A 26,793-nucleotide genomic window follows, 5' to 3' on the forward strand; every position below is an offset into this window, starting at 1 on the left:
GTGGCCGCTTCAGCGCAAGTTGCGAACTGGTATCAACAAAGGCTGGCGATAATAGCAGACCCGGCCTTTGCTGAACACCAATCACCCTTATACCCCTGATAAATTCCATTAATCGGCCTGGCGACGCAGGAATGCCGGGATGTCCAGGTAGTCCAGGTCGTCGTTGGGGTTGAGCTTGGCAGCTGCGGCGGCACCGGCGTGAGCCTGGTTACGCATTACCGTCGGGCGCTCCAGGTCGCGATAGTTGACCGCAGCCTGCTCGCGGCGAACCGGGGCAGGTGCCGGAGTTTGCTGAGCGACTGCGCTTTGCAGGCCGTTGTCGATGACCTTCACAGGCTTCTCGATCTTGGCGCCAAGGCCAGTGGCGACCACGGTGACGTGCAGCTCGTCGCGCATGTCCGGATCGATCACGGTGCCTACCTTGACCATGGCGTGGTCGGAGGCGAAGGCTTCGATGATGCTACCCACATCGGAGTATTCACCCAGCGACAGGTCCGGGCCGGCCGTGATGTTCACCAGGATGCCGCGAGCACCCTGCAGGTTGACGTCTTCGAGCAGCGGGTTGCGAATGGCGGCTTCGGTCGCTTCACGGGCGCGGTTCGGGCCGCTGGCGCAACCAGTACCCATCATCGCCATGCCCATTTCGCTCATCACGGTGCGCACGTCGGCGAAGTCGACGTTGATCATGCCTGGGCGCTTGATGATGTCGGAAATACCGCGAACGGCACCTGCCAATACGTCGTCCGCCTTGGCGAAGGCAGACAGCAAGCTGGCGTCCTTGCCCAGGATGGTGAGCAGTTTTTCGTTCGGGATGGTGATCAGCGAGTCAACGCTGTCAGCCAGCGCGCGGATGCCTTCGTCGGCGATCTGCATGCGCTTGCGGCCTTCGAACGGGAACGGACGAGTCACGACCGCCACGGTCAGAATGCCCATTTCCTTGGCCACTTCAGCGATGATCGGCGCCGCACCGGTACCGGTACCGCCACCCATGCCGGTGGTGATGAAGACCATGTTGGTGCCTTGCAGCACTTCGGCGATGCGCTCGCGGTCTTCCATGGCGGCCTGACGGCCGACTTCCGGGTTGGCACCAGCACCCAGGCCCTTGGTCACGCCAGTGCCCAATTGCAGGATGGTACGTGCGCCGATGTTTTTCAGCGCCTGGGCGTCGGTGTTCGCGCAGATGAACTCAACGCCTTCGATGTTGCTTTTAACCATGTGATTGACGGCGTTACCGCCACCGCCACCGACTCCGATCACCTTGATGACCGGGCTTTGCGGGATGTTGTCTACCAGCTCGAACATGTTCCCTCTCCTTCCATTCTCTAGTTTTTTTCGCCTACTGCCGTTATCAGAAATTGCCCTGAACCCACCGCTTGAAGCGTTCAAGTACCGGCGCCTTGGGCTCGTCGCCGTAACTGCTGTCGCGGCCTGTAAGGCCGGTCAAGGTCACGCCTTCGGATTGCTTCTGCAGGCCGTAAGTCAGCAGACCCACGCCTGTCGAATAGATCGGGTTGCGGATAACGTCTTCCAGCCCCCGAACCGTATGCGGTACGCCAAGGCGCACCGGCATGTGGAAAATTTCTTCAGCCAGCTCTACCGCGCCTTCCATCTTGGCGGTGCCGCCGGTCAACACGATCCCGGCCGGGATCAGGTCTTCGTAGCCGCTGCGTCGCAATTCCGCCTGAATCAATGTGAAAAGTTCGTCGTAGCGCGGCTCGACCACCTCGGCCAGCGCCTGACGCGACAGCTCACGGGGTGGGCGATCACCCACGCTCGGCACCTTGATCGTTTCGCCAGCACCGGCCAGCTTGGCCAGGCAGCAGGCGTAACGGATCTTGATTTCTTCGGCGTACTGGGTGGGCGTACGCAGGGCCATGGCGATGTCGTTGGTCACCTGGTCGCCTGCGATGGGGATGACCGCGGTATGGCGAATGGCGCCTTCGGTAAAGATGGCGATGTCGGTAGTGCCGCCGCCGATGTCCACCAGGCAAACGCCCAGCTCTTTTTCGTCATCCGTGAGCACTGAATAGGCCGAGGCCAGTTGCTCGAGGATGATGTCGTCGATTTCCAGGCCACAGCGGCGCACGCACTTCTCGATGTTCTGCGCGGCATTCACGGCGCAGGTCACCACATGCACCTTGGCTTCCAGACGAACGCCCGACATACCCAGCGGCTCGCGTACGCCTTCCTGGTTGTCGATCACGTAGTCCTGCGGCAGGGTATGCAGCACGCGCTGGTCTGCCGGGATCGCGACCGCCTGGGCGGCATCGAGCACGCGCTCCAGGTCGGCGGTGCTGACTTCACGGTCGCGGATGGCCACGATGCCGTGGGAATTGAGGCTACGAATGTGATTGCCCGCCACGCCCACGAAGGCGGAGTGAATGCGGCAGCCCGCCATGAGTTGGGCTTCCTCTACCGCGCGCTGGATCGACTGCACGGTGGACTCGATGTTCACCACTACGCCTTTCTTCAGCCCGCGGGACGGGTGCGTGCCGATCCCCACGATCTCCAGGGTGCCATCGGCCGCGACTTCGCCTACCAGCGCCACCACTTTGGAGGTACCGATATCCAGCCCGACGATCATTTTGCCGCTTTGCGCGTTTGCCATGTCCTGCCTCTTATCAATTCTTCGCCACGGTCGGTACCGCTGGCGCCGCCGCGTTCGGGTCACGCCAGCCTACGGCCAGGCCGTTGGCATAGCGCAGATCGACGCGGGCGATATTCGTGATCTGGTCTTTTAGGGTCTTGTCGTAGATGGCGATGAACCGGCGCAGCTTTTCCACCAGATGATCACGCCCCAGCAGCAAATCGAGCCCTGGCCCGGCGCTTCCTGCACCGGTGGTCAGGAACCAGCTGCCGCGCTCACGCAATTCAAGCCGTGCTATGGAGAAACCAAGAGGCCGAAGCATCTGGCTGAGCACTTGATACTGCTGCATGACCTGTTGCTGAGCACGCTGCGGGCCAAACAGCTGTGGCAGGTGCTCATAATTGGCCAGCTCGCGCGGTGCGAACGCCTGGCCCTGATTATTCAGCAGTTGCCCCTCGCCCCAGCGGGCAACCGGCAGTTGTTCTTCAAGGCGGATTACCACCTGGTCAGGCCATACGCGGCGCACCTCGGCGTGCGCGATCCAGGGCATCTGCTCCAGTTCGGTGCGCATGCCGGTGAGGTCAATGCTGAAAAAGCTCGCGTTGGCGTAGGGTGCGATCCGCTGCTGCACGGCCTGCTGGCTCACGTAGCTCAGGTCGCCCTGCACATTGATCTTCGAGACCGGCCGGTCCAGATAAGGCATGGCGCGCTGCGCGCCTTCGTAAGTGCCCGCCGCCAGGGCGAGCAACAGCAACGGCCACATGAGCCGCTTGAAAAACCCGCCGCTGGCACGCGGCAAGCGCACCGATACCGGCTCTTTGGCCACCATACGGCTGGCACCGCGGGGCGGCGCCTTGCGAGCGGGCATGGGCTGCTGATGACGAAGGGACGCGCCGCGCATGATCAGCCCCTCGCCTGCAGTGAGTCGGTGAGGATGGACAGCACCAGCTGCTGGAAGTCCAGGCCGGCAGCGCGTGCCGCCATAGGTACCAGGCTGTGGTCGGTCATGCCCGGGGCGGTGTTCACTTCCAGCAACCAGAACGTACCCTTGGCGTCCTGCATCACGTCCACGCGGCCCCAGCCGCTGATTCCGATGGCCGCGCAGGCGCGCTGGCTCAATTCCATCAGTTCCTCTTCCTTCTCGGGCGACAGCCCACAGGGAATGCGGTACTGGGTGTCATTGGCCAGGTACTTGGCGTCGTAGTCGTAGAACGTATGCGAGGTGCCGAGGGCGATCGCAGGCAATACCTGATCACGCAGTACGGCCACGGTGAATTCAGGGCCGTCGATCCACTGTTCGACCAACACTTGCGAGTCATAGGCGCTGGCGTCTTTCCAGGCATTGACCAGTTCGTTGATGCTGGTCACCTTCGCCATGCCGATACTTGAACCTTCATGGGCGGGTTTGACGATCAAAGGCAGCCCCAGTTCCGTGATGGCGTTCACACAATCGGCTTCGCTGGCCAATACCGCGTGCCGCGGGGTGGAAATGCCCAGGCTGTGCCACACCTGCTTGGTGCGCAGCTTGTCCATCGCCAGCGCGGAGGCAAGGATGCCGCTGCCGGTATAAGGGATGCTCAGGCACTCCAGCAGCCCTTGCATGCTGCCGTCTTCGCCACCGCGGCCATGCAGGATGATGAAGGCGCGGTCGATCTTCTCGCGCAGCAGGATCTGCAGCAGGTCTGGGCCCACGTCGATGCCAAAGGCATTCACGCCCGCAGCCTGCAACGCACCCAGCACCTGCGCGCCGGACTTGAGCGACACCTCCCGCTCGGCACTGGTGCCGCCGTACAGCACGGCGACGCGGCCGAAGTCACTCGGCGCCACGTTGGACTTCAGGCTTTCATACGCGCGGGCGTTCATTGGCTTTTCCCCGGGGTGGCTACTGCACCGGCAAACAGCGGGCTTTTCAATAATTGAGGGGCGATGGCGCCGACGTCTCCGGCGCCCTGGCACAGCAGGATGTCGCCAGGGCGCAGCAGTGGCTTGACCACTGGCGCGATGTCAGTGCCGCGTTCCACGTAGATCGGGTCCAGCTGGCCGCGCTGGCGGATGCTGCGGCACAGCTGGCGGCTGTCCGCGCCCGGGATCGGCTCTTCCCCCGCCGGGTACACTTCCATCAGCATCAACACGTTGGCATCGCCCAGCACCTGCACGAAATCGTCGTAGAGGTCACGGGTGCGGCTATAACGGTGCGGCTGATAAAGCATGACCAGGCGGCGATCCGGCCAGCCGCCGCGCACGGCCTGGATCACCGCAGACACTTCACGCGGGTGATGGCCGTAGTCGTCCACCAGCATCACCGAACCACCGTCGACCGGCAGTTCGCCGTATACCTGGAAGCGACGGCCCACGCCCTGGAAGCACGAAAGCCCGCGCACGATGGCGTCGTCGCTGATGCCTTCGTCGGTGGCAATGGCAATAGTTGCCAGGGCATTCAATACGTTGTGGTTGCCCGGCATGTTCACTGACACGTCCAGCGGCTCACGGTCCCGGCGCAATACGGTGAAGTAGGTTTGCATGCCGGCCTGGCGGATGTTGATCGCACGCACGTCGGCGGCATCGTGCACGCCATACGTGACGACAGGCCGAGCCACTTGCGCAAGAATCTCGCGCACCACGGCGTCGTCCAGGCACACCACCGCCAAACCGTAGAACGGCAGGTTGTGGAGGAACTCGACGAAGGTTTTCTTCAGTTTGTTGAAGTCCCCTTCGTAGGTTTCCATGTGATCGGCATCGATGTTGGTAACCACGGCTACCAACGGCTGCAGGTGCAGGAAGCTTGCATCGCTTTCGTCCGCTTCGGCGATGAGGTAGCGGCTGCTGCCCAGCTGGGCATTGGTGCCCGCGGCATTCAAGCGCCCACCGATCACGAAGGTCGGGTCCAGGCCGGCCGCGGCGAATACCGAGGCAAGCAGGCTGGTGGTGGTGGTTTTGCCATGGGTGCCGGCCACGGCGATGCCATGGCGGTAGCGCATCAACTCGGCGAGCATCTCGGCGCGGCGTACCACGGGAATGCGACGCTCCAGCGCAGTGGCAACTTCCGGGTTGCTGACGTTCACGGCGCTCGACACCACCAGCACGTCGGCGCGGGCGGCGTTCTCGGCGCGGTGGCCGATGAATACTTCGGCGCCGAAGGCACGCAGGCGCTCGGTCACGCCGGAGGCTTTGAGGTCCGAGCCGGAGACCTGATACCCCAGGTTCAGCAGTACTTCAGCAATACCGCACATGCCCACGCCACCGATACCCACGAAGTGGATACGGCGGATGCGGCGCATTTCCGGTTGTGGCATGGCGCGTTGGCTTTCAACCATGGGCCACCTCCAGGCAGGCGTCGACGACGCTGCGGGTAGCATCGGGTTTGGCCAAGCGGCGGGCAGTCTCGGCCATGGTCACGAGTGTGTGCGGTTGCATCAAAACCTCTTCAAGGCGCGCGGCCAGTTCAGCGGCGCCGGTTGTTGCTTGCGGCATGACGAAGGCAGCGCCTTCGCGGGCCAGAAATTCGGCATTGCGGCTCTGGTGGTCGTCAATGGCGTGAGGCAGCGGCACCAGCAGCGAAGGCAGGCCCGCGGCGGCGAGCTCGCTCACGGTCAATGCGCCGGCACGGCAGATCACCAGGTCTGCCCATGCGTAGGCTTGAGCCATGTCCGCGATGAATGGCGCGACCTGAGCCTCTACCCCAGCGGCCTTGTAGCGTTCGGCGGTAGGGCCATCGTGTTGCTTGCCAGCCTGGTGGAACACTTCCGGGCGATGGGCCTCGGGCAGGCTGGCCAAGGCCAGGGGTACCAGCTTGTTGAGCGGTTCGGCGCCCAGGCTGCCCCCCATCACCAACAGGCGGGCGCGGCGGCCCGGCAGGGGTTGGCGAGGTGTGACCAGGAACAACTCGCTGCGCACCGGGTTACCAGTGGTAAGGCATTTGGCGGAGGCGGCGAAGGTTTGAGGGAAAGCTTCGCAGACTCGGGTAGCCAACGGCAGCAGCAGCCGATTGGCGGTACCGGCCACGGCGTTCTGTTCGTGCACCACGATCGGCACGCCGCTCAGCCGCGCAGCCAGCCCGCCGGGGCCGGTCACGTAGCCGCCGAAGCCCACCACACACACCGGCCGCAAGCGTTTGATGATCGAACGCGCCTGCAGCACGGATTTCACCAGCATCAGCGGGGCTTTCAGCAGGGCCAGCCGCCCCTTGCCGCGCAGGCCGCTGGCCTGGATGGTATGCAAGGTGATGCCCGCCGCTGGCACAAGGTCGTTCTCGATGCCGCGTGGCGTGCCCAGCCAGTGCACGGTGTAGCCCCGGGCCTGGAACTCCTTCGCGCAGGCCAACGCGGGGAACACATGCCCCCCGGTGCCGCCTGCCATGATCAGCACGTTACCGGCCATGGTAGGGCTCCTCGGCGAAGTCCTTCTCGGTGAATTCCACCTCTTCGCTGCCCAGGTGCGTGCGGCTCTCCCATTCGATGCGTAGCAGCAGCCCCAGACAGGCGCAGCAGATCACCAGCGAGCTGCCACCATAGCTGAGGAACGGCAGGGTGAGGCCCTTGGTAGGCAGCAGGCCCACGTTCACGCCAATGTTGATCAGGAACTGGCCGATCCACAGGAACGACAGGCCATACGCCATGTAGGCGGCGAAGAACTGTTTGGATTTCTCGGCCCACAGGCCGATGTACATGCCCCGGATGCACACGAACACGAACAGCGCGACCGTGCACAGCGAGCCCACTACACCCAGCTCTTCAGCCAGCACCGAGAACACGAAGTCGGTATGCGCTTCAGGCAGGTAGAACTGCTTCTGCACGCTGTTGCCCAGGCCAACCCCGAACCACTCACCGCGGCCGAACGCGATCAAGGCCTGGGTAAGCTGGTAGCCCGAGCCGAACTGGTCTGCCCAGGGATCGGTGAAGGTGATAAGCCGCGCCATACGGTAGGGCTGCGCCTGCACCAGGATAAACACCGCCGCCACCGCCAGCACCACCATCAGTGCAAAGCGGAACAGCCCTACCCCGCCCAGGAACAGCATCGCGGCCGCGGCGCCCATCATCACGACGGTGGCGCCGAAGTCGGGCTCCATCAGCAACAGGCCGGCCATCGGTAGCAGCACAATGAACGGCTTGAAGAAGCCCATCCAGCTCTCGCGCACTTCTTGCTGGCGGCGTACCAGGTACCCCGAGAGGAAGATGACCACGAACACCTTGGCCAGCTCCGACGGCTGCACGTTGAAGGCACCGAAGCCGATCCAGCGCATAGAGCCGTTCACCTCGCGGCCCACCCCGGGCACGATCACCAGGAACAGCAAGCCGAACGCCGCCACGAGCAGCATCCAGCCCATGCGCTGCCAGGTGGCGATAGGGATCAGCAGGGTCACGCCGCAAGCACCCAGGCCCAATACCAGATAGATCAGGTGGCGGATCATGTTGTACAGCGCATTGCCGCTCTGGGCCGCCGCCACTTCGGAGGATGCCGACGTGATCATCACCAGGCCAAGGCCCAGCAGGGCCAGGCAGCCGGCGAGCATGGGAAAGTCGATGTCGATCCCACGGTTGCTGATGAGCGGCGATGGATAAGGCTTGATGACGTTGAAAATCATGCCAGCGCCTCCACAGCTTGAGCGAACAGGCGCCCGCGCTCTTCATAATTACGGAACATGTCCAGGCTGGCGCACGCAGGCGACAGCAGCACGGCATCGCCCGGTTGGGCCAATTCGGCGCAACGGGCTACAGCCGCATCAAGGTCGCTTACTCGCACTTTCATTACCTGTTCATCAAGGGCTGCGGCCACGCGCTCGGCGTCACGCCCGATCAGTACCACCGCCCGGCAATGGCGGCTTACCGGAGCACGCAGGGCCACGAAATCCGCGCCCTTGCCGTCGCCACCGGCCACCAGCACCAGCTTGCCGTCGATATCGCTGCCCAGCCCTTCGATCGCCGCCAGGGCGGCGCCTACGTTGGTGGCTTTGGAATCGTCGTACCAGGCCACGCCGTTGCGCTCGCGCAACCATTGGCAGCGATGGGCAAGGCCTGTGAATGCGCGCACGGCGTCGAGCATCGGCGCCATGGGCAGGCCGGCCGCGTGCCCGAGCGCCAGCGCCGCCACGGCGTTGGCCTGATTATGAGCGCCGCGTACCTTGAGCTCGCTGACCGGCAGCAACAGCTCCTGACCGAACGCCAGGTAGCGGGCTTCACCCTGCTGGCGCAGGCCGAATGCGTTGAAATCAGGGGCATTCAGGCCGAATGACCCAACCTTGATGTCGTCACGCAGCAGCGGCCGGGTGAGCGCGTCCTGGCGATTGATCACTACCTGCCGAGCGCCACGGAAGATCCGATGCTTGGCCAGATGGTAGGCCGGCATGCCACTGTAGCGGTCCATGTGGTCTTCGCTGAGGTTGAGCACCGTGGCTACCTCGGCGTTGAGCTGATGGGTGGTTTCGAGCTGGAAGCTGGACAGTTCGAGCACGTACAGCTCGACGTCGTCGGCCAGAAGGTCCAGCGCGGGCGTACCCAGGTTCCCGCCCACCGCCACCCGCTTGCCAGCAGCCTGTGCCATCTCGCCCACCAGGGTGGTAACGGTGCTTTTGGCGTTGGAGCCGGTGATCGCGATGATCGGCGCCTTGGCGTGGCGAGCGAAGAGGTCGATGTCCCCGGACAGCTTCACCCCTTGAGCTGCCGCTTCAGCCAGCGCGGGCGTTGACACGGCCAGGCCAGGGCTGACGTACAGCTCGCTGGCGCGGCAGAGAAACTGCGCATCGAGCGCCCCGCAACGTACTTCCACTTCAGGGAAATCGCGTTGCAAGGTCGCCAGCTCCGGAGGATTCTCGCGTGTGTCGGCCACGGCAAAGGCAACGCCCTGCTTCGCCAGGAAGCGAACCAGGGACATGCCGCTCTTGCCGAGGCCGACAACGATGCGGAATTGGTCGGAAGCGATCAGCGACACAGGGCTACCTCAGCTTCAACGTGGCCAGGCCGATCAGCACCAGGATCACCGTGATGATCCAGAAGCGCACGATAACCCGGGGTTCGGGCCAGCCTTTGAGTTCGAAATGGTGGTGGATCGGTGCCATGCGGAATACGCGCCGGCCGGTCAGCTTGAACGAAGCGACCTGGATCACCACCGAAAGGGTTTCCATCACGAACACACCGCCCATGATGAACAGCACGATTTCCTGACGAACGATCACCGCGATGGTGCCCAGGGCCGCGCCCAACGCCAGCGCGCCTACGTCGCCCATGAACACTTGCGCCGGATAGGTGTTGAACCACAGGAAGCCCAGCCCCGCGCCAATCAGCGCGCCGCAAAATACGATCAGCTCGCCGGCACCCGGCACGTAAGGGATCAGCAAATAGTCGGCGAACTTCACGTTACCCGAGAGGTAGCAGAAGATCCCCAGCGCCCCGCCCACCATGACCGTTGGCATGATTGCCAGGCCATCCAGCCCGTCGGTGAGGTTGACTGCGTTGCTCGAGCCCACGATCACCAGGTACGCCAGCACCATGAAGCCCGCGCCCAACGGGATGCTGGCATCCTTGAGCATCGGGATGATCAGCGTGGTTTCCATCGGGCTGTTGGCGGTGGTGTACAGGAACACTGCGGCGCAGATCCCGAATACCGACTGCCAGAAATACTTCCAGCGGCTTGGAAGGCCGCGGGAGTTCTTTTCGATCACCTTGCGGTAGTCGTCCACCCAGCCAATGGCACCGAAGGCGAACGTGACCACTAGCACCACCCACACATAGCGGTTGGTGAGGTCGGCCCACAGCAAGGTGCTGATGCCGATGGCCGAGAGGATCAGCGCGCCGCCCATGGTCGGGGTGCCGGATTTGGACAGGTGCGATTGCGGACCGTCATTGCGCACAGCCTGGCCGATCTGGCGGATCTGCAGCGTACGAATGAACCAGGGCCCCAGCCACAGCGCAAGAACCAACGCAGTCAGTACGCCCAGAATCCCACGCAGGGTGAGGTACTGGAAGACCGCGAAGCCCTTGTAGAACTGTTGAAGGAATTCGGCCAACAGCAGCAGCATTAATGTGTCTCCCCGCTGGCACCGCACAGGGCCGCTACGACGTGTTCCATCGCAGCGCTGCGCGAGCCTTTTATTAAAATGGTCGTGTCGGCCACCTGTTCCACGGCCAGGGCCTGGATCAGATCAGCCTGAGTTTCGAAATGGCGGGCGTGTTCCCCAAAGGCTTCGACGGCGTTAGCCATGAGTGGCCCCACGGCATACAGCGCACTGACCTTGCCCCGAGCGTAGGCACCCACCTGGCGGTGGCCCTCGATAGCCCAGTCACCCAGTTCGCCGATATCCCCAAGCACCAGGACGGTGCGGCCGGAAAAGCCGGCGAGTATATCAACGGCCGCGCTCACCGAGGAGGGGTTTGCGTTGTATGTATCGTCAATAACACGGATACCGGAGGGGGTGACCTGCGCAACAGTGCGGCCCTTGACGGGCTGCACGCTGTTCAGCCCACGGGCGATTTCCGGCAGCGTGGCCCCCATGGCGCGAGCGACAGCCGCGGCAGCCAGGGCGTTGCGCACGTTGTGCTCACCCAGCAGGTTCAGCTGGATACTCTCTATACCGTCGTTGCAGCGCAGCTCGAACGCCGGGCAGCCGCGGGCATCGGCGGTGACCGGGCCGGCATGGAAGTCGGCGTCCGGGTTGGCCAGCGCGAAGGTGAGCACCGTGCGGGCGCCCGCCCGGGCCGCCCAGATCGGGAAGGCCTTGTCGTCAAGGTTGAGCACTGCCACGCCGGTAGCGTCCAGGCCTTCGAGGATTTCCCCCTTGGCCTCGACGATTTTCTCGGGCCCACCGAACTCGCCAACGTGGGCGGTGCCGGCGTTGTTGATCAGCGTCACCATTGGGCGGGTAAGCCCTACGGTGTAGCGGATTTCACCGATGCGCGACGCGCCCAGCTCGATCGCTGCAGCCCAATGCTCGGGTGCCAGCTCCAGCAGGGTAAGTGGCGCACCAAGGTCGTTGTTCAGGTTGCCACGGGTGGCCAATGCCGGCCCGCGCACACGCAGGATGGCCGCCAGCATCTCTTTCACAGTGGTTTTACCGCTGGAACCCGTGATGGCGGCTACCGGGCCCTGGAATACAGCACGGTTGAGCGCGCCCAGCTCCCCAAGGGCCACGCGGCAATCGCGAACCACCAGCTGCGGCAAGCCGACGCCGGGTACTTCACGCTCGACCAGCGCAGCCACCGCACCTTTGGCGGCAACGTCCGCGAGGTAGTCGTGGCCGTCGAAGCGAGGCCCCGTGAGGGCAATGAACAACTGCCCGGGCTGGATAGCCCGGCTATCGATGCTCACACCATCGAAACTGCAGTCGCTGCCCACCAGCCGACCATTCAGGGGCTGGGCCACAGCGCTAAGGCGCAGAGGCTCAAGCATGGTCTGCCTCCCATGTGGCAAGCGCCGCTTCGGCCTGTTGAATATCGGAGAATGGCTGGCGCTCGCCGAGGATTTCCTGGTAATCCTCATGCCCCTTGCCTGCCAGTACCACCACATCCCCGGCGCGGGCTTCGCTGATGGCCTGGGCAATGGCGGCGCCACGCCCAGACACGAATCGGGCCTGCTCTGGCCGGGCGAACCCGGGCCGAATGTCCGCGAAGATAGTGTCGGGCGCTTCGCTGCGGGGGTTGTCGTCGGTAACGATGACGGTGTCGGCGAAGTCTTCGGCCACTCGGGCCATCAATGGGCGCTTGCCGCGGTCGCGGTCGCCGCCGCAGCCGAATACGCACACAAGGTTACCGCTGGCATGGGGGCGAAGGGCCTGCAGCACTTTCTCCAGCGCGTCTGGCGTGTGGGCGTAGTCGACCACTACAAGCGGGCGATCCCCGCCGCCCAGGCGCTGCACCCGGCCCTGAGGACCTTGCAGCTGCGGCACGGCTTTGAGGATTTCATCCAGCGGGTAATCCAGCGCTACCAGCGCGCCTATCGCGGCCAGCAAGTTGCTCAGGTTGAAGCGGCCCAGCAGGCGGCTGCGCAGGCTGAAGGTACCGTGCGCGGTGACCAGGGTCGCGCTCACGCCGTGGTCGTCGAACCGGGCATCGCGGCAATACAGTGCGGCGGTGGGGTCTTCCAGGCTATAGCCGATCACCCGCGATACGCCGGGGCGGGAAGCCAGGTCCTGACCGAACGGGTCGTCCAGGTTGATCACCCGTGCACGGAGCGTGGACCAGGCGAACAACCGCGCCTTGGCCTCGGCGTAGGCCTGCATGCTCCCGTGGTAGTCAAGATGGTCGCGCGACAGGTTGGTGAACACGGCGATGGAGAAATCCAGCGCGGCAACCCGCCCCTGCTCCAGTGCGTGAGAGGAGACTTCCATCGCCACTGCACGGGCGCCGGCTTTGCGCAGGTCCGACAGCGTGGCTTGCACAACCACTGCATCGGGGGTAGTCAGGCGGCCGCTTTTCAACTCACCATGAAAACCGCTGCCCAGCGTGCCGATCAGCCCGCAAGGCAACCCCAGGTGGTCGAGGGCCTGCGCAATCAGCTGGGTAACGCTGGTTTTGCCGTTGGTGCCGGTAACGCCCACCAGCCGAAGGTGGCGGCCTGGGTCCGAGTAGAAGCGGCCGGCAATGCTGGAGAGCTGCCGAGCCAGGCCCCGCACTGGAATCAAGGGCGCGCTGGTGAGGGGCAATACGCTTGCGCCGTCCGCCTCATAGGCAACGGCGGCGGCGCCTCGCGCCAGGGCGTCGGCGATATGCTCGCGGCCATCGACGCGGGTACCCGGCACCGCCAGGAACAGGTCGCCCGGGCGCACGTCCCGGCTATCGAGGGCCAGTTCGCGGATCAACGGGTCACGCCCGGCGTCCGGGAACAAGTGGGTCAATGGCATGCTCATCAGCCTTGCCGTCCTTTGGCGGGCGCAGGCGGGGCTACGGGGGTAGCGTTGGCCTGCTGTTGCGGAGTAGCGGGAAGGTTGTCTGGCGGCACGTTCATCAAGCGCAGCGTGCCGGACATCACCTTGCTGAATACAGGCGCCGATACCAGGCCGCCGAAGTAACCGCCGGCACCCGGCTCGTCGATCACCACCACCACCGCATAGCGAGGGTTGGCCACCGGGCCGAAGCCTGCGAAGAGAGAGCGATAGGCGTTTTCGGTATAGCCGCGCGAGCCGATGGTGGCCTTGCGCGCGGTACCGCTCTTGCCGGCAACGTGATAGCCAGGCACCTGCGCCCGGTAAACGCCGCGCGGCGCTTCGATAACCTGCTGCAACATGCCTTGAATGGTGGCCGCAACGTTCTGCGGGATCACTTGCGCGCCTTCAGGTTCGTTATCGACCTTGAGGATCGACAGCGGCACCAGTTTGCCGTGGTTGGCCAGTGTGGCGTAGGCGTGCACCAGTTGCAGTGCGGTCACGGAAAGGCCATAGCCATAGGACAGCGTGGCGGTTTCGGCCTTGTGCCATTCCCGGTGGTTGGGCAGGTTGCCCACGCGTTCACCGGGGAAACCAAGCCCCGAGTACTGGCCCAGGCCAACCGACGACATTACCCGGTAGATGTTTTCACCACCGACGTCGAACGCGACCTTGCTCATGCCCACGTTACTGGAGTTGATCAGGATACCGGTGAGGTCCAGCACCGGGCCTTCGGTCTTGGACACGTCCTTGATGGTGTAGCGGCCGATCTGCAACGAGCCGGGATACACATCCACCTTGTCGGTGGGTTTCCAGCGGCCGGTTTCCAGCGCAGCGCTCATGGACAGGGGCTTCATGGTGGAGCCCGGCTCGAACACGTCGATGATGGCCCGGTTACGCATGGCCGCCGGGACCATGGTGCGACGGTTGTTCGGGTTGTAGGTAGGCATGTTGACCATGGCCAGCACTTCGCCGGTTTTCACGTCCATGATCACCAGGCTGCCCGCCTTGGCCTGGTTGTCGGTGATGGCCTTGCGCAGCTCGCGGGTGGCCAGGTATTGCAGGCGCAGGTCGATGGACAAGGCCAGGGTTTTCCCGGCCTTGGCGTTCTTGGTCACTTGCACGTCACGGATCAGCCGCCCGCGGCGGTCCTTGATCACCTGACGCCGCCCGGCCACGCCCGCCAGCCATTCGTCATAGGCCAGCTCCACGCCCTCGCGGCCGTGGTCGTCGAGGTCGGTGAAGCCGACCATGTGCGCGGTGACGTCGCCAGCCGGGTAGAACCGGCGGAACTCTTCCAGCCCGTAAACGCCCGGTACCTTGAGGTCCAGCACTGCCTGGCCTTGCTCGGGGGTAAGGCCGCGCACCAGGTAGAGGAATTCCTTGTTCGCGTTCGCCTCGAAACGCTCGCTCAGCTGCGCGGGATCCTGCCCGAGGGCGCGTGCAAGGTCGGGCCAACGGTCCTTCGCCAGTTGCAGCTCCTTGGGGTTGGCCCACAAGGTGCTGACCGGGGTACTCACCGCCAGGGGCTCGCCGTTGCGATCGGTGATCAGGCCACGGTGCGCGGGAATGGGGATGTGCCGCATGCTGCGCGCGTCGCCCTGGCCCTTGAGAAAGTCCCGATCCACCACCTGCAGGTCGATGATCCGCCAGCTGATGGCCGCCACCATGATGCCGAGCAAGCCCAGCACCACGCGGAAACGCCACGGATAGAGTGCGCCGTCGAGCTTCATCATGGCGCCACCATCCGCACGTCGGCTGCGTCGGGCACATGCATCTTCAACTGCTCGGTGGCCAGCGCCTCGATTCGGCTATGGGCCGTCCAGGTACTTTGCTCGAGGATCAACCGGCCCCATTCAGCCTGCGCCTTGTCCCGCTCGTTGAGTTCGGTGTACAGGGCATTGAGCAGCGTACGGTTCAAGTGCGCGCTGTAGGCCACAGCGATGGCCGACACCAGGACAGCGACGAACATCAGCAGCATCAGGAAGCTACCGGTTGGCAGTGGCTTGAAGAAGAGCTTGCTCACCGCAGCTTCTCCGCGACCCGCATTACCGCGCTGCGGGAGCGGGGGTTGGCTTTGAGCTCGGCCTCTGAAGCAAAGCGTGCCTTGCCCAGCGTGCGGACGATGGGGTCGAAACGCTGCACCTGCACCGGAAGGTTGCGGGGCAGTGTGTCCACCTCGCCCTTTTCAAGGCGACGCAGGAAGAGTTTGACGATGCGGTCTTCGAGCGAGTGGAAACTGATGACTGCCAGGCGCCCGCCTACTTCCAGAAGGTCCATCGCGGCCCGCAGCCCGGCTTCCAGGTCTGCCAGCTCGTTGTTCACGTGAATCCGCAAGCCCTGGAATGCTCGGGTGGCGGGGTGCTTGTTCTTTTCCCAGGCCGGGTTCGCATCCTTGAGTACCTGCGCCAGGTCACCGGTGCGCTCGAAAGGCTGAACCTGGCGGCGCTCGACCACCGCACGCGCCATGCGCCGGGCGAAGCGCTCCTCGCCGTACTCCTTGAAGACGCGGGCAATCTCCTCCTCGGGTGCCTGGGCAATGAACTGCGCGGCGCTGACGCCACGGTCAGGGTCCATGCGCATGTCCAGGGGCCCATCGTTGAGGAAGCTGAAACCGCGGGTGGGGTCGTCCAGCTGTGGCGAGGACACACCAAGGTCGAGCAGGATACCGCTCACCTTGCCTTTCAACCCCAGGCGCTCGGCCTCGTCGGCCATTTCCGCAAAACTGCGCTGCACAATGACAAAGCGGCCGTCTTCGGCCGCCAGCGTTTGCCCCGTGGCAATCGCTTGAGGGTCCTTGTCAAAGCCAAGTAATCGGCCATCGCGCCCCAGCTGCTGGAGCAACAGGCGGCTATGCCCGCCGCGGCCGAAGGTGCCATCTATATAGCAGCCGTCCGCGCGCACGGCCAAGGCCTCGATCGCCTCGTTTAGCAACACGGTAATGTGGTTGAAGCTGCTGTCAGTCGTCACAGGATCAGGTCACGCAATTCGTCAGGCATGGCGCCCGGTTGTTGGATAGCTTCGAGGTCCGCCGCGGAAACTGCATTCCACGTATCTTCGTCCCACAATTGAAACTTGTTCAGCTGGCCTACCAGCATCGCCCGTTTGTCCAGGCGGGCGTATTCGCGCAAGCGCGGCGGCACCAGAAAGCGGCCACTCGAATCGAGCTCCAGGTCCACGGCATTGCCAATAAGCAGCCGCTGCAGGCGCTTGACCTCTTCACGTAGCGAGGGCAGCGCCTTGAGCTTGGTTTCGATGATTTCCCATTCGTCGAGGGGGTAGACGTTAAGGCAACGGTCGACAGTGTCGATGGTGATGATCAACTGGCCGGAACTGCGCGTATTCAGCTCGTCACGGTACCGGCTCGGCATGGCGAGACGGCCCTTTGCGTCAAGACTGATAGCATTGGCTCCGCGAAACACTGTTGAGCTTCCCCGAAAAAAGACCCTGCCGCGCTATTGTTCCTTATGCGCCTGTATTTCCCACTTCCTGCCACTTTCCGCCACTCGCGCACACTATAGGAACCCCCTCCCTGCACCGTCAAGGCGCGCCGTCAGTGATTTCCTTTACATATCGGTGATTTACGACACAGATGGTGTGGAACGCGTGAAAAAGCGCTCAGAATCGACTGGGAATACCGTTCCGAGGCAGGGGATTGCGTCGAATACTTAAAGTAGATTGTGAGGATTAAGATTTTTTCGATCTAGCCAGGAGGGGGTATCAAGCGAAACGGGGAAGGAGGAAAAAGGTGGAGAGTCGGTCTGTAAGCCGGGTTCTGTCGAGGACAGTCATTCCTCTACGGTGGTCATCGCTGAACACCTTTAGCAACCTACCCGGTTCCAGCGCGGGCCACGCCTATGGAACCCTATTTGGTCTTGCTCCGAGTGGGGTTTACCTTGACCACGAACTGTTGCCAGACGCGCGGTGCGCTCTTACCGCACCTTTTCACCCTTACCGGCGCCGAAGCGCTTAGGCGGTTATTTTCTGTGGCACTTTCCGTAGGCTCACGCCTCCCAGGCATTACCTGGCACTCTGCCCTATGGAGCCCGGACTTTCCTCCCCCGCGCATGCGAGCATGCAACGGCAGCGACTGTCCAACCGACTCTCCGCCGCCAAGGATACAGACCGGCAAGAGCCGGCGCCAGCCCGCGAGCTTCTTTATATCCCGGGCCAGGAGCACAAGTAGCGTGGCTTTCGCCGTTTCGCTTATCCCTGCCGCTCCAGCGCCACCTGATAAAGAAGGTTCTTGCGCACGCCGGTAATCTGCGCTGCCAGGGCAGCGGCCTTCTTCAGCGGCATTTCGGCCAGCAGCAGGTCAAGCACCCGCAACGCTTCGGCACTGATCGCGTCCTCGCCCACTGGAGCAATCCAGCCACCCACCAGCACCACGCATTCACCGCGTTGCTGGTTCGAATCCGACTCGATGAACGCACGCAATTCTGCCAATGGGAGGCCCTTGAGGGTTTCAAAGGCTTTGGTCAGCTCCCGTGCCAGCACCGCCGGTCGATCGCCGCCGAAAGCGGCTTCCATCGCCTGGACCGATTCGAGAATACGATGGGGCGCTTCATAGAAAATCAGCGTGCGCGGCTCTTCGCGCAGCGCTTCCAGCCGGCTCGCGCGGGCGGCGGCCTTGGCCGGGAGAAAGCCCTCGAAGATGAACCTGTCCGATGGCAACCCGGCAGCGGAGAGTGCAGCGATAACGGCGCAGGCGCCAGGCACTGGAACCACTTTTACACCTGCGGCGCGAGCTTGCCGTACCAGGTGGTAGCCTGGATCGGAAATCAGCGGCGTGCCCGCGTCGGAGATCAGTGCAACGCTTTCGCCTGCCTGCAGCTTGCCGAGGAACCGCCCGCCATCCTCGCGCTCATTGTGCTCATGACAGGCCGCCAAGGGCGTCTGGATACCGAAATGCTGCAACAGGCGCAGGGAGTGACGCGTATCTTCAGCGGCGATCAGTGCCACGCCCTTGAGCACATTCAATGCCCGCGGGGTCATGTCGTCGAGATTACCGATGGGGGTGGCGACCACATAAAGTGTGCCGAAAGTTGAATCTGTCGCGCCTGAGAGGGTCACAGCACACACCTTGGAAACGCCGGAAAGCGGCCATTGTAGCGGCCTCGGCAGGCTTTTGCCGAATCCGTGGGCCGCACGCCGTGGCGTCGCACCGGCGACCGGGCTTGGGTACAATTGCCCGTTCAACGATTCGTATCAGGAAGATGTACATGACCGGTTGCCTGCGTTCGCTAATCGCCTTATTCATGGCCGTGCTACTTGCGGCCTGCGCCAGCCAGCCTGGCTCGAACCTGGGCGAACTGCCGCGAACGCCTGCCGCCAGCGTGGAGGAGCTGCTGCAGCAAGCCAGCGCAAGCCAATCTCCCGAAGAGGCTGCGTTCCTGCGTCTCACAGCCGCCAGCAAGGCAATGGAGCAACATAACGACGCCCAGGCCACGCAGATCTTCGGCGACATCGACCTGAACCGCCTCAAGCCCGCCCAGCAGGTGTTCGCCAGCACCTTGCTGGCCGAACTGGCGCTGAACCGCAACGACCCCAAGGCGGCGCTTACCGCGCTGGGTCATCCCAGCCTGCAACACCTGGGTGAGCTGCCGCTCGACCAACAGATCCGTACCCAGACCGTGCGCGCCCGCGCCCTGGAAGCAGACGGCCAGGCCCTCGCCGCCGCGCGCGAACGTATTTTCATGGCGCCGACGCTGCAAGGGGAGGCGGCTGCGGCGAACCATGAAGAAATCTGGAAGCTGGTAGCCAGCCTTCCCGCCGATCAGGCGCAGCCAGCCGGCAACGATGACCTGGCTGGCTGGCTCAGCCTCGCCCAGGTGGTGAAAACGCCTGGCACTCTCGAACAACAGAAAGCCGCCATTGAAGCCTGGCGTGCCCAACATGCTACCCATCCGGCGGCCCGCACGCTGCCTCTGCCATTGCAACAACTAATGGCCGTAACCAATCAGCCGCTGGACCGTATCGCGCTGCTGCTGCCCCAGCAAGGCCAACTGGCGGGCGTGGCCCGGGCGCTGCGCGATGGCTTCATGGCAGCGCATTACCAGGCGCTGCAAGCCGGCCAGCCGGCGCCCGCGATCGAGTTCTATGACAGCTCCCGGGTAACGTCCATGGACGACTTCTATCGCCAGGCGCAGGCGGCCGGCGTTCAGATGGTAGTTGGCCCCCTGGAAAAGAACCTGGTGAAACAACTGAGCACCCGCCCTCAACTGCCCATCATCACGCTGGCACTCAATTACAGTGACAGTAACCAACCCGGCCCTTCGCAGCTGTTCCAGTTCGGCCTGGCTGCCGAAGACGAAGCGCGTGAAGTGGCCCGGCGTGCGCACGCCGATGGCCTGCAACATGCCGCAGCCATCGTTCCCAAAGGCGAATTCGGTGACCGTGTGCTGGCCGCGTTCCGCCAGGACTGGCAAGCCAGTGGCGGCACACTGGTGGCTGCCATCCAGATCGATCAGCCTGTTGCGCTCGCCCAACAGATCGGCGAGCTGATGCAGGTACGGCAGACCGGAACGGGTGGTCAGGGTACTCGCCGCCAGGACATCGACTTCATCTACATGACGGCCACGCCGCAACAGGCCCAGCAAGTAAAGCCCACGCTCAACTATCAGTACGCAGGCGATGTGCCCGTCTATGCCACCTCGCACGTCTACAGCGCCAGTGGAGACCAGGCGCAGTACAACGACCTTAACGGGGTGCGCTTCTGTGAAACCCCCTGGTTGCTGGATACGAGCAACGGTTTGCGCCAACAGGTTGCGCGCCAGTGGCCGCAGGCTAACAGCAGCCTGGGCCGGCTATACGCCATGGGTGCGGATGCCTACACACTCGCGCCACGCCTGGGCCAGCTCAAGGCGCTGCCTGAAAACCGTATCGAGGGCCTTTCAGGCAGCCTCAGCCTCAACAATGCCCAGCGCATTGAACGGCAGCTGCCGTGGGCGCAGTTCAGCAATGGCAAGGTCGAGCGGTTACCGGCCAGCGGCCAGTGAACAACCCGGTACACCCTGGGGAACACGGCAAGCAAGCCGAGGCCTGGGCGGAGCGGCACCTGAATGAGCACGGCTTGCGGCTGTTGGCGTGCAACTGGCGTTGCCGCGAAGGTGAACTGGATCTGGTCATGCTAGATGGCGATACAGTAGTATTCGCCGAAGTTCGCTATCGCCGGCACCGCCAATGGGGCGGCGCCTTGGGAAGCATCGACAGCCGCAAGCAGGCTCGCGTGATCAATGCCGCTGAACGGTACCTCTTCGAAGAGCCCGTATGGGCAGACCACCCGTGCCGCTTCGACATCATCGCCATTGAAGGCAACGACCCGAGCGCCCCTGGCCTGACCTGGCTCAAGGACGCGTTCTCGAGTTGATTACAGGCTGTGGCTGGCCGATCCACTCTGATAGTTCCGCACCAGCCCACTGGTAGCGCTCCCGCTTCGCGGGCCAAGGTTTTCTAAGGTAAACGATGGACATGCAATCCCGGATTCGCCGGCTTTTCCAGGCCAGCATCGACACCAAACTACAAGCGATGGAAGTGCTTGCCCCACATATCGAGCAGGCCAGCCAGGTAATGGTCAATGCCATGCTCAGCGAGGGCAAGGTGTTGGCCTGTGGCAACGGCGGTTCGGCTGGCGATGCCCAGCATTTCTCGTCGGAGATGCTCAACCGCTTCGAGCGCGAGCGCCCCGGCCTGCCGGCCATTGCGCTCACAACCGACAGCTCCACGCTCACCTCCATCGCCAATGACTACAGCTACAACGAAATCTTCTCCAAGCAGATTCGCGCATTGGGACAGGCGGGCGATGTGCTGCTGGCCATTTCCACCAGCGGGAACTCTGCCAACGTGATCCAGGCGATCCAGGCGGCGCACGACCGTGACATGACGGTAGTCGCCCTCACTGGCCGCGACGGTGGCGGCATGGCCTCGCTGCTGCTGCCCGAAGATGTCGAAATTCGCGTGCCGTCACAGGTTACGGCGCGCATCCAGGAAGTACACTTGCTGGCTATCCACTGCCTCTGCGATTTGATCGACAGCCAACTGTTCGGGAGTGAAGAATGAGCCCCACCCGCGTCGGCCTTGCGGCCCTCACCTTTTGCCTTGCCCTCTCCGGCTGCAGCTCCGTGCTGACGGCTACCCGCGACAAACCCATCGATGATGATCGAGGCACCCGTACCCTGGGCAGCAAGATCGACGACTCGCTGATCGAAACCAAGGTCGCGGTCAACGTTGCCAAAGCCAGCCCGGACCTGGACCAGGGCTCGCACATCGTGGTCACCAGCTACAACGGCGTGGTGCTGCTGGCCGGCCAAACGCCGCGGGCAGACCTCAAAGCCATGGCCGAGCAGGCCGCCGCTTCGGTACAGCGGGTGAAAAAGGTGGAGAACGAGCTACAGGTCATTCAGCCGTCATCCTTGCTGGCACGCAGCAACGACGCGGTACTGACCACCAAGATCAAGACACAGATGTTCGCGGATAACACCATCCCCGGCTCGCGCATCAAGGTTGTGACCGAGAACGGCATCGTGTACTTGCTTGGCCTGGTAACCCAACAGGAAGCGACCCGTGCTACCAACCTGGTGCAGAGCGTTTCCGGGGTGCAGAAAATTGTGAAGCTGTTCGAGTACATCGACTGATCAGCTTCACAGGCGAAAAAAAGGCGACCCGAAGGTCGCCTTTTTTTATTTCACCACTTTAAGGCTGGGCCGCCCGCTTGGGCGAGGCGGCTGACCGCCGGGCGGTGGCTGGTCGTCATCCAGGCCTTCTTCTTCCAGGTCGAGCTCATCGTCATCCAACGAAGGCACTTCAGGGTCAAATACCATGCCTTGCCCGTTCTCACGTGCGTAGATACCCATGATGGCCCCGACCGGCACATACAAGGTATGGGCAACGCCGGAGAAGCGGCCTTCAAAGCTGACGGCTTCGTTATCCATGTGCAGGTGACGCACCGCAGTGGGCGAAACGTTGAGCACGATCTGCCCATCGGTCGCGAAGCCCTCCGGGACTTGCACCGCGCGGTATTCGGCATTTACCAGGATATGGGGCGTGCAATCGTTATCTACGATCCACTCATACAAGGCGCGGACCAGATAGGGACGACTGGAATTCATCAAGGGCTCCTCTAAAACTAACGCATTTCACGTTCGGCAGCCGAGAGGCTGGCCTGGAACGCTTCTCGGGCAAATTGCCGATCCATGTAATCGAGCAAGGGCTTCGCCGCACGCGGCAATTCGACGCCCATGACCGGGAGCCGCCACAGTATGGGCAATAGACAGCAGTCAACCAGGCTTTGCTCATCACTCATGAAGCAGGACATCTCGGCAAACAGCGGGGATACCCCCGTAAGGCTTTCGCGCAAATGCTTGCGCGCCTCGACCCGTGCTGCCTCTTTGCTGCGCGGATCGAGCAGCAGATCCACATGCCCACACCAGTCCCGCTGGATACGGTGCATCAACAGCCGAGCATTGGCGCGAGCCACGGGGTAGGCGGGAAGCAACGGAGGATGAGGGTAGCGCTCGTCGAGGTACTCCATCACTACCGTGGACTCATACAGCGCAAGGTCGCGATCCACGAGCGTGGGAAGGCTGCCGTAAGGGTTTACTTCCATCAACGCCGCCGGCGGGCGCCCCGGAGCGATGTCGATGATTTGCACGGTAACGGCCTTCTCGGCCAACACGATACGCACGCGATGGGAATAATGGTCGGCAGGATCGGAGTAGCAGGCCAACCTGTTGGTTACGCCCATGGCGATCTCCTCGCTGGAAACAGATAAACGAACGCGCCCGAGGCGCTTCCCCCGCACAGGGCCCGGCACTAGCCAGGCAACAGCGAACGGAAACACCCCAAGGCGCGCGATAACTGCGAATCTTACAACAATTTTGCTGTCAGCGGGGCTGACCGCGGTCATCGCGCAAGGCCTTTCACCCTGTGGGAAGCGCCGGGGCCGGCCATCCGGCGCCAGCTCGCGAATAAGGGCAACACCAGAGGATCAGGGACACTGAAAACAAAAAGCCCGGTTCTTTCGAACCAGGCTTTTTGTTGAAGCTTGAGCAGCGAATTAACGCTTGGAGTACTGCGGACGCTTACGCGCTTTACGCAGACCAACCTTCTTACGCTCAACTTCACGGGCATCGCGGGTAACGAAGCCGGCACGGCGCAGATCGCCACGCAGGGTTTCGTCGTACACCATCAGGGCACGGGTGATACCGTGACGGATGGCGCCAGCTTGGCCGCTTACGCCACCGCCGGAAACGGTCACGAACACGTCGAATTTCTCGACGGTGCCGGTCAGTTCCAGAGGCTGACGAACAACCATGCGCGCAGTTTCACGACCGAAGAAGGAATCCAGCGTGCGGTTGTTGATGGAGATGTTACCGGTACCCGGACGCAGGAAAACGCGAGCGGTAGAGGTCTTGCGACGGCCAGTGCCGTAATTTTGAGTCGCCGACATAGTGAACTATTCCGTTAAATCTTCAGTTCTTGGGGCTGCTGAGCAGTATGAGGGTGTACAGCGCCCGCATAGACTTTCAGCTTACGGTACATGTCGCGACCCAGCGGGTTCTTCGGCAGCATGCCTTTGACCGCGGTCTCGATCACGCGCTCAGGTGCCTTGTCGATCAGCTTGTCGAAAGTGATCGATTTGATACCGCCCGGAAAACCGGAGTGGGAGTAGTACACCTTGTCCGTGGACTTGGCGCCGGTTACACGAACCTGCTCGGCGTTGATGACGACGATGTAGTCACCGGTGTCAACGTGCGGAGTGAATTCAGGCTTGTGCTTGCCACGCAGACGGCTCGCGATTTCAGTAGCCAGACGACCCAGGGTCTGGCCAGCGGCGTCGACGACAAACCAGTCGCGCTTTACTGTTTCCGGTTTAGCAGTAAAAGTTTTCATTCTTTATAGCCTCAGGGGCCGTCCAGCAAAAATAGACGGCGGAGCTTACTGAATAGTGCTTGCTTTGACAAGGTCAAAGGCAGCCGCATCCAGACGCTTTTGGGGGCTCGGGTCATCGCGTCAGGGTTCGGCAAAGGGCCTGTTCGTGGAGGGGCATCACTTCCTCCGCGTGCAGAGCAGGCGAATTATCCGGATTACAGCGAAAACATCAAGCGACTTTTTCAGTGTCCGCGTTAACGCAAGGGGCAGCTGGACAGCTGGGGGCAAAACCAAGACGATAGTGCCAACAAATGACCGTTTCCCCTTACAAGAACAATAATCCATGCCCGTACTGCCCCCTCTTCCGCTGCGCCGTGTCGCTATCCTCGCCACCGACCAGGTATTTGCCTCCACGCTCACCCAGGCCAAGGACTTCTTTCATCTTGCCAGCCTTCGATACGGTCGCGAGTCAGGGCTTGGCCTTACGCCGGCCTACGAGACGTGCCTGGTAAGCCCCGGCGGAGAGCAGGTGATGACCTTCAGTGGCACCTCCATCAGCGTTGATGGCGGGCTGGCAGACGCCGATGTAATCGTTCTGCCTGCGTTTTCGGACGGGATCGACCCGATGTTCGCCCGCGCGCCGCAGGTAGTCCCTTGGTTGCGCGAACAGCATGCCCGGGGCGCGGTGATCTGCGGCGAGGCGAACGGGGTATTCTGGATGGCCGAGGCAGGGCTGTTGAATGGCAAGGAAGCGACCACCTACTGGCGGTTCTTCGATCGGTTCGCCGAACGGTACCCGCAGGTGAAGCTGACCCGCGACAAGCACCTGACCGACGCTGACAACCTCTACTGCGCCGCAGGCCTGACCTCCGCCTCTGACTTGTACATCTACCTGATCGAACGGTTCTGTGGCACATCGGTGGCCCAAGGCGTGGCCCGGGACATTCTCCATGAAGTGCGCCGCACCTATGCGCCAGGCCGCATCGGCTTCGGAGGCCAGAAGCTGCACCAGGACCCGCAAGTGCTGCAGGTGCAGCACTGGCTGGAGGCACATTTTGCGAAGAAATTTCGCTTCGAAGACCTGGCCCGGGACCACGGCATGAGCATTCGAAACTTCATGCGCAGGTTCCAGGCCGCTACGGGCGATAAACCGCTGCACTACTTGCAACGCTTGCGCATCGAGACAGCCAAGGGGCTGCTCTCCAGCAGCGCGAAGAGCGTCAAGACCATCAGCTACGAAGTGGGCTATGACGACGCCAGCTTCTTCGCGCGGCTATTTCGGCAACACACCGGTGCGTCGCCGAACCAGTACCGGCAGCGCTATGTGGCGCAAACCGCCTGACAGTGCTGTATCAGGGCTTGTGCGCCCGGGAGAGGAACTCGTGCGACTGCATTTCCAGCAAGCGGCTGAGAGTGCGCTGGAATTCGAAGTTCAGGCGGCCACCTGAATAGAGGTCCTTGAGCTCCACTTCCGCCGAAATGATCAGCTTCACGTTCCGGTCGTAGAATTCGTCGACCATGTTGATGAAGCGTCGGGCGATGTCGTCAGTGGCAACGCCCATCTGCTCCACGCCGCTCAGGATCACCGCATGGAATATCTTGCCCAGCTCGATGTAGTCGTTCTGGCTGCGGGGGCCGTCGCACAGCGCGCGGAAGTCAAACCAGGCCACATCGTCACAGGTACGCACGGCACGGATTTCACGGTTCTCGATGATCAGTACATCGTTCTCGACCGCTTGCGTGCATTCAGGGGTAAGCGCCCGGAAGCTGTCGCGCAGGCTCTTCTCGGCGGCTTCGTCCAGCGGGAAGTGGAACAGCTCGGCCTGCTCGAGGTGCCGCAAGCGGTAATCGACGCCGCTGTCGACGTTGACCACTTCGGTGTTCTGCTTGATCAGGGCAATTGCAGGCAGGAAGCGGGCGCGCTGCAAACCGTCCTTGTACAGGCCATCCGGCACGATGTTCGAGGTAGCGACCAGCGTGACGCCGTGCTTGAACAGCTCTTCCATCAGGGTGCCGAGGATCATGGCGTCCGTGATATCGGACACGAAGAATTCGTCGAAACAGATGACGCGCGACTCGTCAGCGAAACGCTTGGCGATGAGGGTGAGTGGGTTTTTCTCGCCCTTGAGGTTTTTCATTTCCTCGTGCACACGCTTCATGAACCGGTGGAAGTGGGTGCGGGTTTTTTCCTTGAACGGCAGCGCTTCGAAGAAGGTATCGACCAGGTAGGTTTTCCCCCGGCCTACGCCGCCCCAGAAATACAAGCCTTTGACCGGTGCTGCTTCTTTTTTGCCGAACAGCTTGCCTAGCAGCCCCGGCTTGGACTGGCTGGCAGCGATCAGGTCGTCATACAGGCGCTGCAGATGGCGAACCGCTGTTTCCTGCGCCGCATCGTGGAAAAAATCAGGACGTTTCAGGTCAGCTTGGTATCGTTCAAGAGGCGTCATAGTCGTCTGCGAGGCTTTAAAACCGGGCCGCCACTTTAACG

At 62.7% G+C, this 26,793-nt stretch carries 26 protein-coding genes and 1 other RNA gene; 5 read left to right on the forward strand and 22 right to left on the reverse strand.

Annotated elements, in window-relative coordinates; genetic code table 11:
* Nucleotides 1-108: 108 nt before the first annotated feature.
* The 17 genes from ftsZ to rsmI all read right to left on the reverse strand — a co-directional run bounded on the left by ftsZ (nucleotide 109) and on the right by rsmI (nucleotide 18,509).
* Nucleotides 109-1,302 (reverse strand): cell division protein FtsZ, encoded by a 1,194-nt coding sequence (gene ftsZ, locus AC3Z8Y_RS19855; protein ID WP_490087261.1) that lies wholly within the window; start codon nucleotides 1,300-1,302, stop codon nucleotides 109-111.
* Nucleotides 1,303-1,348: 46 nt separating this feature from the next.
* Entirely contained in the window at nucleotides 1,349-2,608 is a 1,260-nt protein-coding gene (gene ftsA, locus AC3Z8Y_RS19860) for a cell division protein FtsA (protein ID WP_181115354.1), read from the reverse strand.
* Nucleotides 2,609-2,621: 13 nt separating this feature from the next.
* Nucleotides 2,622-3,488: a cell division protein FtsQ/DivIB gene (locus AC3Z8Y_RS19865; RefSeq protein ID WP_490087262.1), complete on the reverse strand. Its 867-nt coding sequence runs from the start codon at nucleotides 3,486-3,488 to the stop codon at nucleotides 2,622-2,624.
* A 2-nt stretch (nucleotides 3,489-3,490) separates the two neighbouring features.
* The gene (locus AC3Z8Y_RS19870; protein WP_490087263.1) at nucleotides 3,491-4,450 is read right to left on the reverse strand and encodes a D-alanine--D-alanine ligase; all 960 of its coding nucleotides are present in this window, start codon (nucleotides 4,448-4,450) and stop codon (nucleotides 3,491-3,493) included.
* Nucleotides 4,447-5,901, reverse strand: a complete 1,455-nt coding sequence (murC, locus tag AC3Z8Y_RS19875; protein ID WP_490087264.1) for a UDP-N-acetylmuramate--L-alanine ligase — start codon at nucleotides 5,899-5,901, stop codon at nucleotides 4,447-4,449. Before murC ends, AC3Z8Y_RS19870 begins: the two co-directional genes overlap by 4 nt.
* Entirely contained in the window at nucleotides 5,894-6,964 is a 1,071-nt protein-coding gene (murG, locus tag AC3Z8Y_RS19880) for an undecaprenyldiphospho-muramoylpentapeptide beta-N-acetylglucosaminyltransferase (RefSeq protein WP_490087265.1), read from the reverse strand. Before murG ends, murC begins: the two co-directional genes overlap by 8 nt.
* Nucleotides 6,954-8,168 (reverse strand): putative lipid II flippase FtsW, encoded by a 1,215-nt coding sequence (gene ftsW, locus AC3Z8Y_RS19885; RefSeq protein ID WP_490087266.1) that lies wholly within the window; start codon nucleotides 8,166-8,168, stop codon nucleotides 6,954-6,956. The genes murG and ftsW overlap by 11 nt, the downstream gene beginning before the upstream one ends.
* On the reverse strand, nucleotides 8,165-9,511 hold the full coding sequence (gene murD, locus AC3Z8Y_RS19890) for a UDP-N-acetylmuramoyl-L-alanine--D-glutamate ligase (RefSeq protein ID WP_490087267.1): 1,347 nt from the start codon (nucleotides 9,509-9,511) through the stop codon (nucleotides 8,165-8,167). The genes ftsW and murD overlap by 4 nt, the downstream gene beginning before the upstream one ends.
* 4 nt (nucleotides 9,512-9,515) lie before the next feature.
* Nucleotides 9,516-10,598, reverse strand: coding sequence for a phospho-N-acetylmuramoyl-pentapeptide-transferase (mraY, locus tag AC3Z8Y_RS19895; protein WP_181115367.1), 1,083 nt, complete (start codon nucleotides 10,596-10,598; stop codon nucleotides 9,516-9,518).
* The gene (locus AC3Z8Y_RS19900; protein WP_490087268.1) at nucleotides 10,598-11,965 is read right to left on the reverse strand and encodes a UDP-N-acetylmuramoyl-tripeptide--D-alanyl-D-alanine ligase; all 1,368 of its coding nucleotides are present in this window, start codon (nucleotides 11,963-11,965) and stop codon (nucleotides 10,598-10,600) included. Before AC3Z8Y_RS19900 ends, mraY begins: the two co-directional genes overlap by 1 nt.
* Complete coding sequence (locus AC3Z8Y_RS19905) at nucleotides 11,958-13,421, reverse strand: UDP-N-acetylmuramoyl-L-alanyl-D-glutamate--2,6-diaminopimelate ligase (RefSeq protein WP_490087269.1); 1,464 nt, start codon at nucleotides 13,419-13,421, stop codon at nucleotides 11,958-11,960. Before AC3Z8Y_RS19905 ends, AC3Z8Y_RS19900 begins: the two co-directional genes overlap by 8 nt.
* The gene (locus tag AC3Z8Y_RS19910) at nucleotides 13,421-15,169 is read right to left on the reverse strand and encodes a peptidoglycan D,D-transpeptidase FtsI family protein (RefSeq protein ID WP_181115750.1); all 1,749 of its coding nucleotides are present in this window, start codon (nucleotides 15,167-15,169) and stop codon (nucleotides 13,421-13,423) included. The genes AC3Z8Y_RS19905 and AC3Z8Y_RS19910 overlap by 1 nt, the downstream gene beginning before the upstream one ends.
* Complete coding sequence (ftsL, locus tag AC3Z8Y_RS19915) at nucleotides 15,169-15,462, reverse strand: cell division protein FtsL (RefSeq protein ID WP_181115373.1); 294 nt, start codon at nucleotides 15,460-15,462, stop codon at nucleotides 15,169-15,171. The genes AC3Z8Y_RS19910 and ftsL overlap by 1 nt, the downstream gene beginning before the upstream one ends.
* Nucleotides 15,459-16,406 (reverse strand): 16S rRNA (cytosine(1402)-N(4))-methyltransferase RsmH, encoded by a 948-nt coding sequence (gene rsmH, locus AC3Z8Y_RS19920; protein WP_490087270.1) that lies wholly within the window; start codon nucleotides 16,404-16,406, stop codon nucleotides 15,459-15,461. Before rsmH ends, ftsL begins: the two co-directional genes overlap by 4 nt.
* Nucleotides 16,403-16,858: a division/cell wall cluster transcriptional repressor MraZ gene (gene mraZ, locus AC3Z8Y_RS19925; RefSeq protein ID WP_181115377.1), complete on the reverse strand. Its 456-nt coding sequence runs from the start codon at nucleotides 16,856-16,858 to the stop codon at nucleotides 16,403-16,405. Before mraZ ends, rsmH begins: the two co-directional genes overlap by 4 nt.
* Nucleotides 16,859-17,184: 326 nt before the next feature.
* Nucleotides 17,185-17,542: RNase P RNA component class A (rnpB, locus tag AC3Z8Y_RS19930), an RNA gene on the reverse strand.
* Nucleotides 17,543-17,642: 100 nt separating this feature from the next.
* Nucleotides 17,643-18,509, reverse strand: a complete 867-nt coding sequence (rsmI, locus tag AC3Z8Y_RS19935) for a 16S rRNA (cytidine(1402)-2'-O)-methyltransferase (RefSeq protein ID WP_490087271.1) — start codon at nucleotides 18,507-18,509, stop codon at nucleotides 17,643-17,645.
* Between the two features lie 149 nt (nucleotides 18,510-18,658).
* On the opposite strand from rsmI, the gene AC3Z8Y_RS19940 reads away from it, so the two are divergent.
* The 4 genes from AC3Z8Y_RS19940 to AC3Z8Y_RS19955 all read left to right on the forward strand — a co-directional run bounded on the left by AC3Z8Y_RS19940 (nucleotide 18,659) and on the right by AC3Z8Y_RS19955 (nucleotide 22,069).
* Nucleotides 18,659-20,434, forward strand: coding sequence for a penicillin-binding protein activator (locus tag AC3Z8Y_RS19940; RefSeq protein ID WP_490087272.1), 1,776 nt, complete (start codon nucleotides 18,659-18,661; stop codon nucleotides 20,432-20,434).
* The gene (locus AC3Z8Y_RS19945) at nucleotides 20,431-20,805 is read left to right on the forward strand and encodes a YraN family protein (RefSeq protein ID WP_490087273.1); all 375 of its coding nucleotides are present in this window, start codon (nucleotides 20,431-20,433) and stop codon (nucleotides 20,803-20,805) included. Before AC3Z8Y_RS19940 ends, AC3Z8Y_RS19945 begins: the two co-directional genes overlap by 4 nt.
* A 95-nt stretch (nucleotides 20,806-20,900) precedes the next feature.
* Nucleotides 20,901-21,494, forward strand: coding sequence for a phosphoheptose isomerase (locus AC3Z8Y_RS19950; RefSeq protein ID WP_490087274.1), 594 nt, complete (start codon nucleotides 20,901-20,903; stop codon nucleotides 21,492-21,494).
* The gene (locus AC3Z8Y_RS19955) at nucleotides 21,491-22,069 is read left to right on the forward strand and encodes a BON domain-containing protein (protein ID WP_181115391.1); all 579 of its coding nucleotides are present in this window, start codon (nucleotides 21,491-21,493) and stop codon (nucleotides 22,067-22,069) included. Before AC3Z8Y_RS19950 ends, AC3Z8Y_RS19955 begins: the two co-directional genes overlap by 4 nt.
* A gap of 45 nt (nucleotides 22,070-22,114) precedes the next feature.
* Here the strand turns inward: AC3Z8Y_RS19955 and AC3Z8Y_RS19960 are convergent, their stop codons facing one another.
* The 4 genes from AC3Z8Y_RS19960 to rplM all read right to left on the reverse strand — a co-directional run bounded on the left by AC3Z8Y_RS19960 (nucleotide 22,115) and on the right by rplM (nucleotide 24,326).
* On the reverse strand, nucleotides 22,115-22,543 hold the full coding sequence (locus AC3Z8Y_RS19960; protein WP_490087275.1) for a ClpXP protease specificity-enhancing factor: 429 nt from the start codon (nucleotides 22,541-22,543) through the stop codon (nucleotides 22,115-22,117).
* Between the two features lie 17 nt (nucleotides 22,544-22,560).
* Nucleotides 22,561-23,178, reverse strand: a complete 618-nt coding sequence (locus AC3Z8Y_RS19965; protein WP_181115397.1) for a glutathione S-transferase N-terminal domain-containing protein — start codon at nucleotides 23,176-23,178, stop codon at nucleotides 22,561-22,563.
* A gap of 312 nt (nucleotides 23,179-23,490) precedes the next feature.
* Nucleotides 23,491-23,883: a 30S ribosomal protein S9 gene (rpsI, locus tag AC3Z8Y_RS19970; RefSeq protein ID WP_181115398.1), complete on the reverse strand. Its 393-nt coding sequence runs from the start codon at nucleotides 23,881-23,883 to the stop codon at nucleotides 23,491-23,493.
* A 14-nt stretch (nucleotides 23,884-23,897) separates the two neighbouring features.
* Complete coding sequence (gene rplM, locus AC3Z8Y_RS19975) at nucleotides 23,898-24,326, reverse strand: 50S ribosomal protein L13 (RefSeq protein ID WP_181115400.1); 429 nt, start codon at nucleotides 24,324-24,326, stop codon at nucleotides 23,898-23,900.
* A 322-nt stretch (nucleotides 24,327-24,648) separates the two neighbouring features.
* On the opposite strand from rplM, the gene AC3Z8Y_RS19980 reads away from it, so the two are divergent.
* Nucleotides 24,649-25,647 carry a GlxA family transcriptional regulator gene (locus AC3Z8Y_RS19980; protein WP_490087276.1) on the forward strand — a complete coding sequence of 333 codons (999 nt, stop codon included), beginning with the start codon at nucleotides 24,649-24,651 and terminating at the stop codon, nucleotides 25,645-25,647.
* Nucleotides 25,648-25,657: 10 nt separating this feature from the next.
* Here the strand turns inward: AC3Z8Y_RS19980 and zapE are convergent, their stop codons facing one another.
* Nucleotides 25,658-26,752 carry a cell division protein ZapE gene (zapE, locus tag AC3Z8Y_RS19985; RefSeq protein WP_490087277.1) on the reverse strand — a complete coding sequence of 365 codons (1,095 nt, stop codon included), beginning with the start codon at nucleotides 26,750-26,752 and terminating at the stop codon, nucleotides 25,658-25,660.
* Nucleotides 26,753-26,793 lie beyond the last annotated feature (41 nt).

It is taken from the genome of Pseudomonas sp. 3MAES_34.3B, assembly GCF_058145875.1.

What these genes read in the sequence shown, in the direction of transcription:
- ftsZ (WP_490087261.1), bottom strand. Translation starts at nt 1,302, where the DNA reads ATGTTCGAGCTGGTAGACAACATCCCGCAAAGCCCGGTCATCAAGGTG.
- ftsA (WP_181115354.1), bottom strand. Translation starts at nt 2,608, where the DNA reads ATGGCAAACGCGCAAAGCGGCAAAATGATCGTCGGGCTGGATATCGGT.
- AC3Z8Y_RS19865 (WP_490087262.1), bottom strand. Translation starts at nt 3,488, where the DNA reads ATGCGCGGCGCGTCCCTTCGTCATCAGCAGCCCATGCCCGCTCGCAAG.
- AC3Z8Y_RS19870 (WP_490087263.1), bottom strand. Translation starts at nt 4,450, where the DNA reads ATGAACGCCCGCGCGTATGAAAGCCTGAAGTCCAACGTGGCGCCGAGT.
- murC (WP_490087264.1), bottom strand. Translation starts at nt 5,901, where the DNA reads ATGGTTGAAAGCCAACGCGCCATGCCACAACCGGAAATGCGCCGCATC.
- murG (WP_490087265.1), bottom strand. Translation starts at nt 6,964, where the DNA reads ATGGCCGGTAACGTGCTGATCATGGCAGGCGGCACCGGGGGGCATGTG.
- ftsW (WP_490087266.1), bottom strand. Translation starts at nt 8,168, where the DNA reads ATGATTTTCAACGTCATCAAGCCTTATCCATCGCCGCTCATCAGCAAC.
- mraY (WP_181115367.1), bottom strand. Translation starts at nt 10,598, where the DNA reads ATGCTGCTGCTGTTGGCCGAATTCCTTCAACAGTTCTACAAGGGCTTC.
- AC3Z8Y_RS19900 (WP_490087268.1), bottom strand. Translation starts at nt 11,965, where the DNA reads ATGCTTGAGCCTCTGCGCCTTAGCGCTGTGGCCCAGCCCCTGAATGGT.
- AC3Z8Y_RS19905 (WP_490087269.1), bottom strand. Translation starts at nt 13,421, where the DNA reads ATGAGCATGCCATTGACCCACTTGTTCCCGGACGCCGGGCGTGACCCG.
- AC3Z8Y_RS19910 (WP_181115750.1), bottom strand. Translation starts at nt 15,169, where the DNA reads ATGAAGCTCGACGGCGCACTCTATCCGTGGCGTTTCCGCGTGGTGCTG.
- AC3Z8Y_RS19940 (WP_490087272.1), top strand. Translation starts at nt 18,659, where the DNA reads ATGACCGGTTGCCTGCGTTCGCTAATCGCCTTATTCATGGCCGTGCTA.
- AC3Z8Y_RS19950 (WP_490087274.1), top strand. Translation starts at nt 20,901, where the DNA reads ATGGACATGCAATCCCGGATTCGCCGGCTTTTCCAGGCCAGCATCGAC.
- AC3Z8Y_RS19955 (WP_181115391.1), top strand. Translation starts at nt 21,491, where the DNA reads ATGAGCCCCACCCGCGTCGGCCTTGCGGCCCTCACCTTTTGCCTTGCC.
- AC3Z8Y_RS19960 (WP_490087275.1), bottom strand. Translation starts at nt 22,543, where the DNA reads ATGAATTCCAGTCGTCCCTATCTGGTCCGCGCCTTGTATGAGTGGATC.
- AC3Z8Y_RS19965 (WP_181115397.1), bottom strand. Translation starts at nt 23,178, where the DNA reads ATGGGCGTAACCAACAGGTTGGCCTGCTACTCCGATCCTGCCGACCAT.
- rpsI (WP_181115398.1), bottom strand. Translation starts at nt 23,883, where the DNA reads ATGTCGGCGACTCAAAATTACGGCACTGGCCGTCGCAAGACCTCTACC.
- rplM (WP_181115400.1), bottom strand. Translation starts at nt 24,326, where the DNA reads ATGAAAACTTTTACTGCTAAACCGGAAACAGTAAAGCGCGACTGGTTT.
- AC3Z8Y_RS19980 (WP_490087276.1), top strand. Translation starts at nt 24,649, where the DNA reads ATGCCCGTACTGCCCCCTCTTCCGCTGCGCCGTGTCGCTATCCTCGCC.
- zapE (WP_490087277.1), bottom strand. Translation starts at nt 26,752, where the DNA reads ATGACGCCTCTTGAACGATACCAAGCTGACCTGAAACGTCCTGATTTT.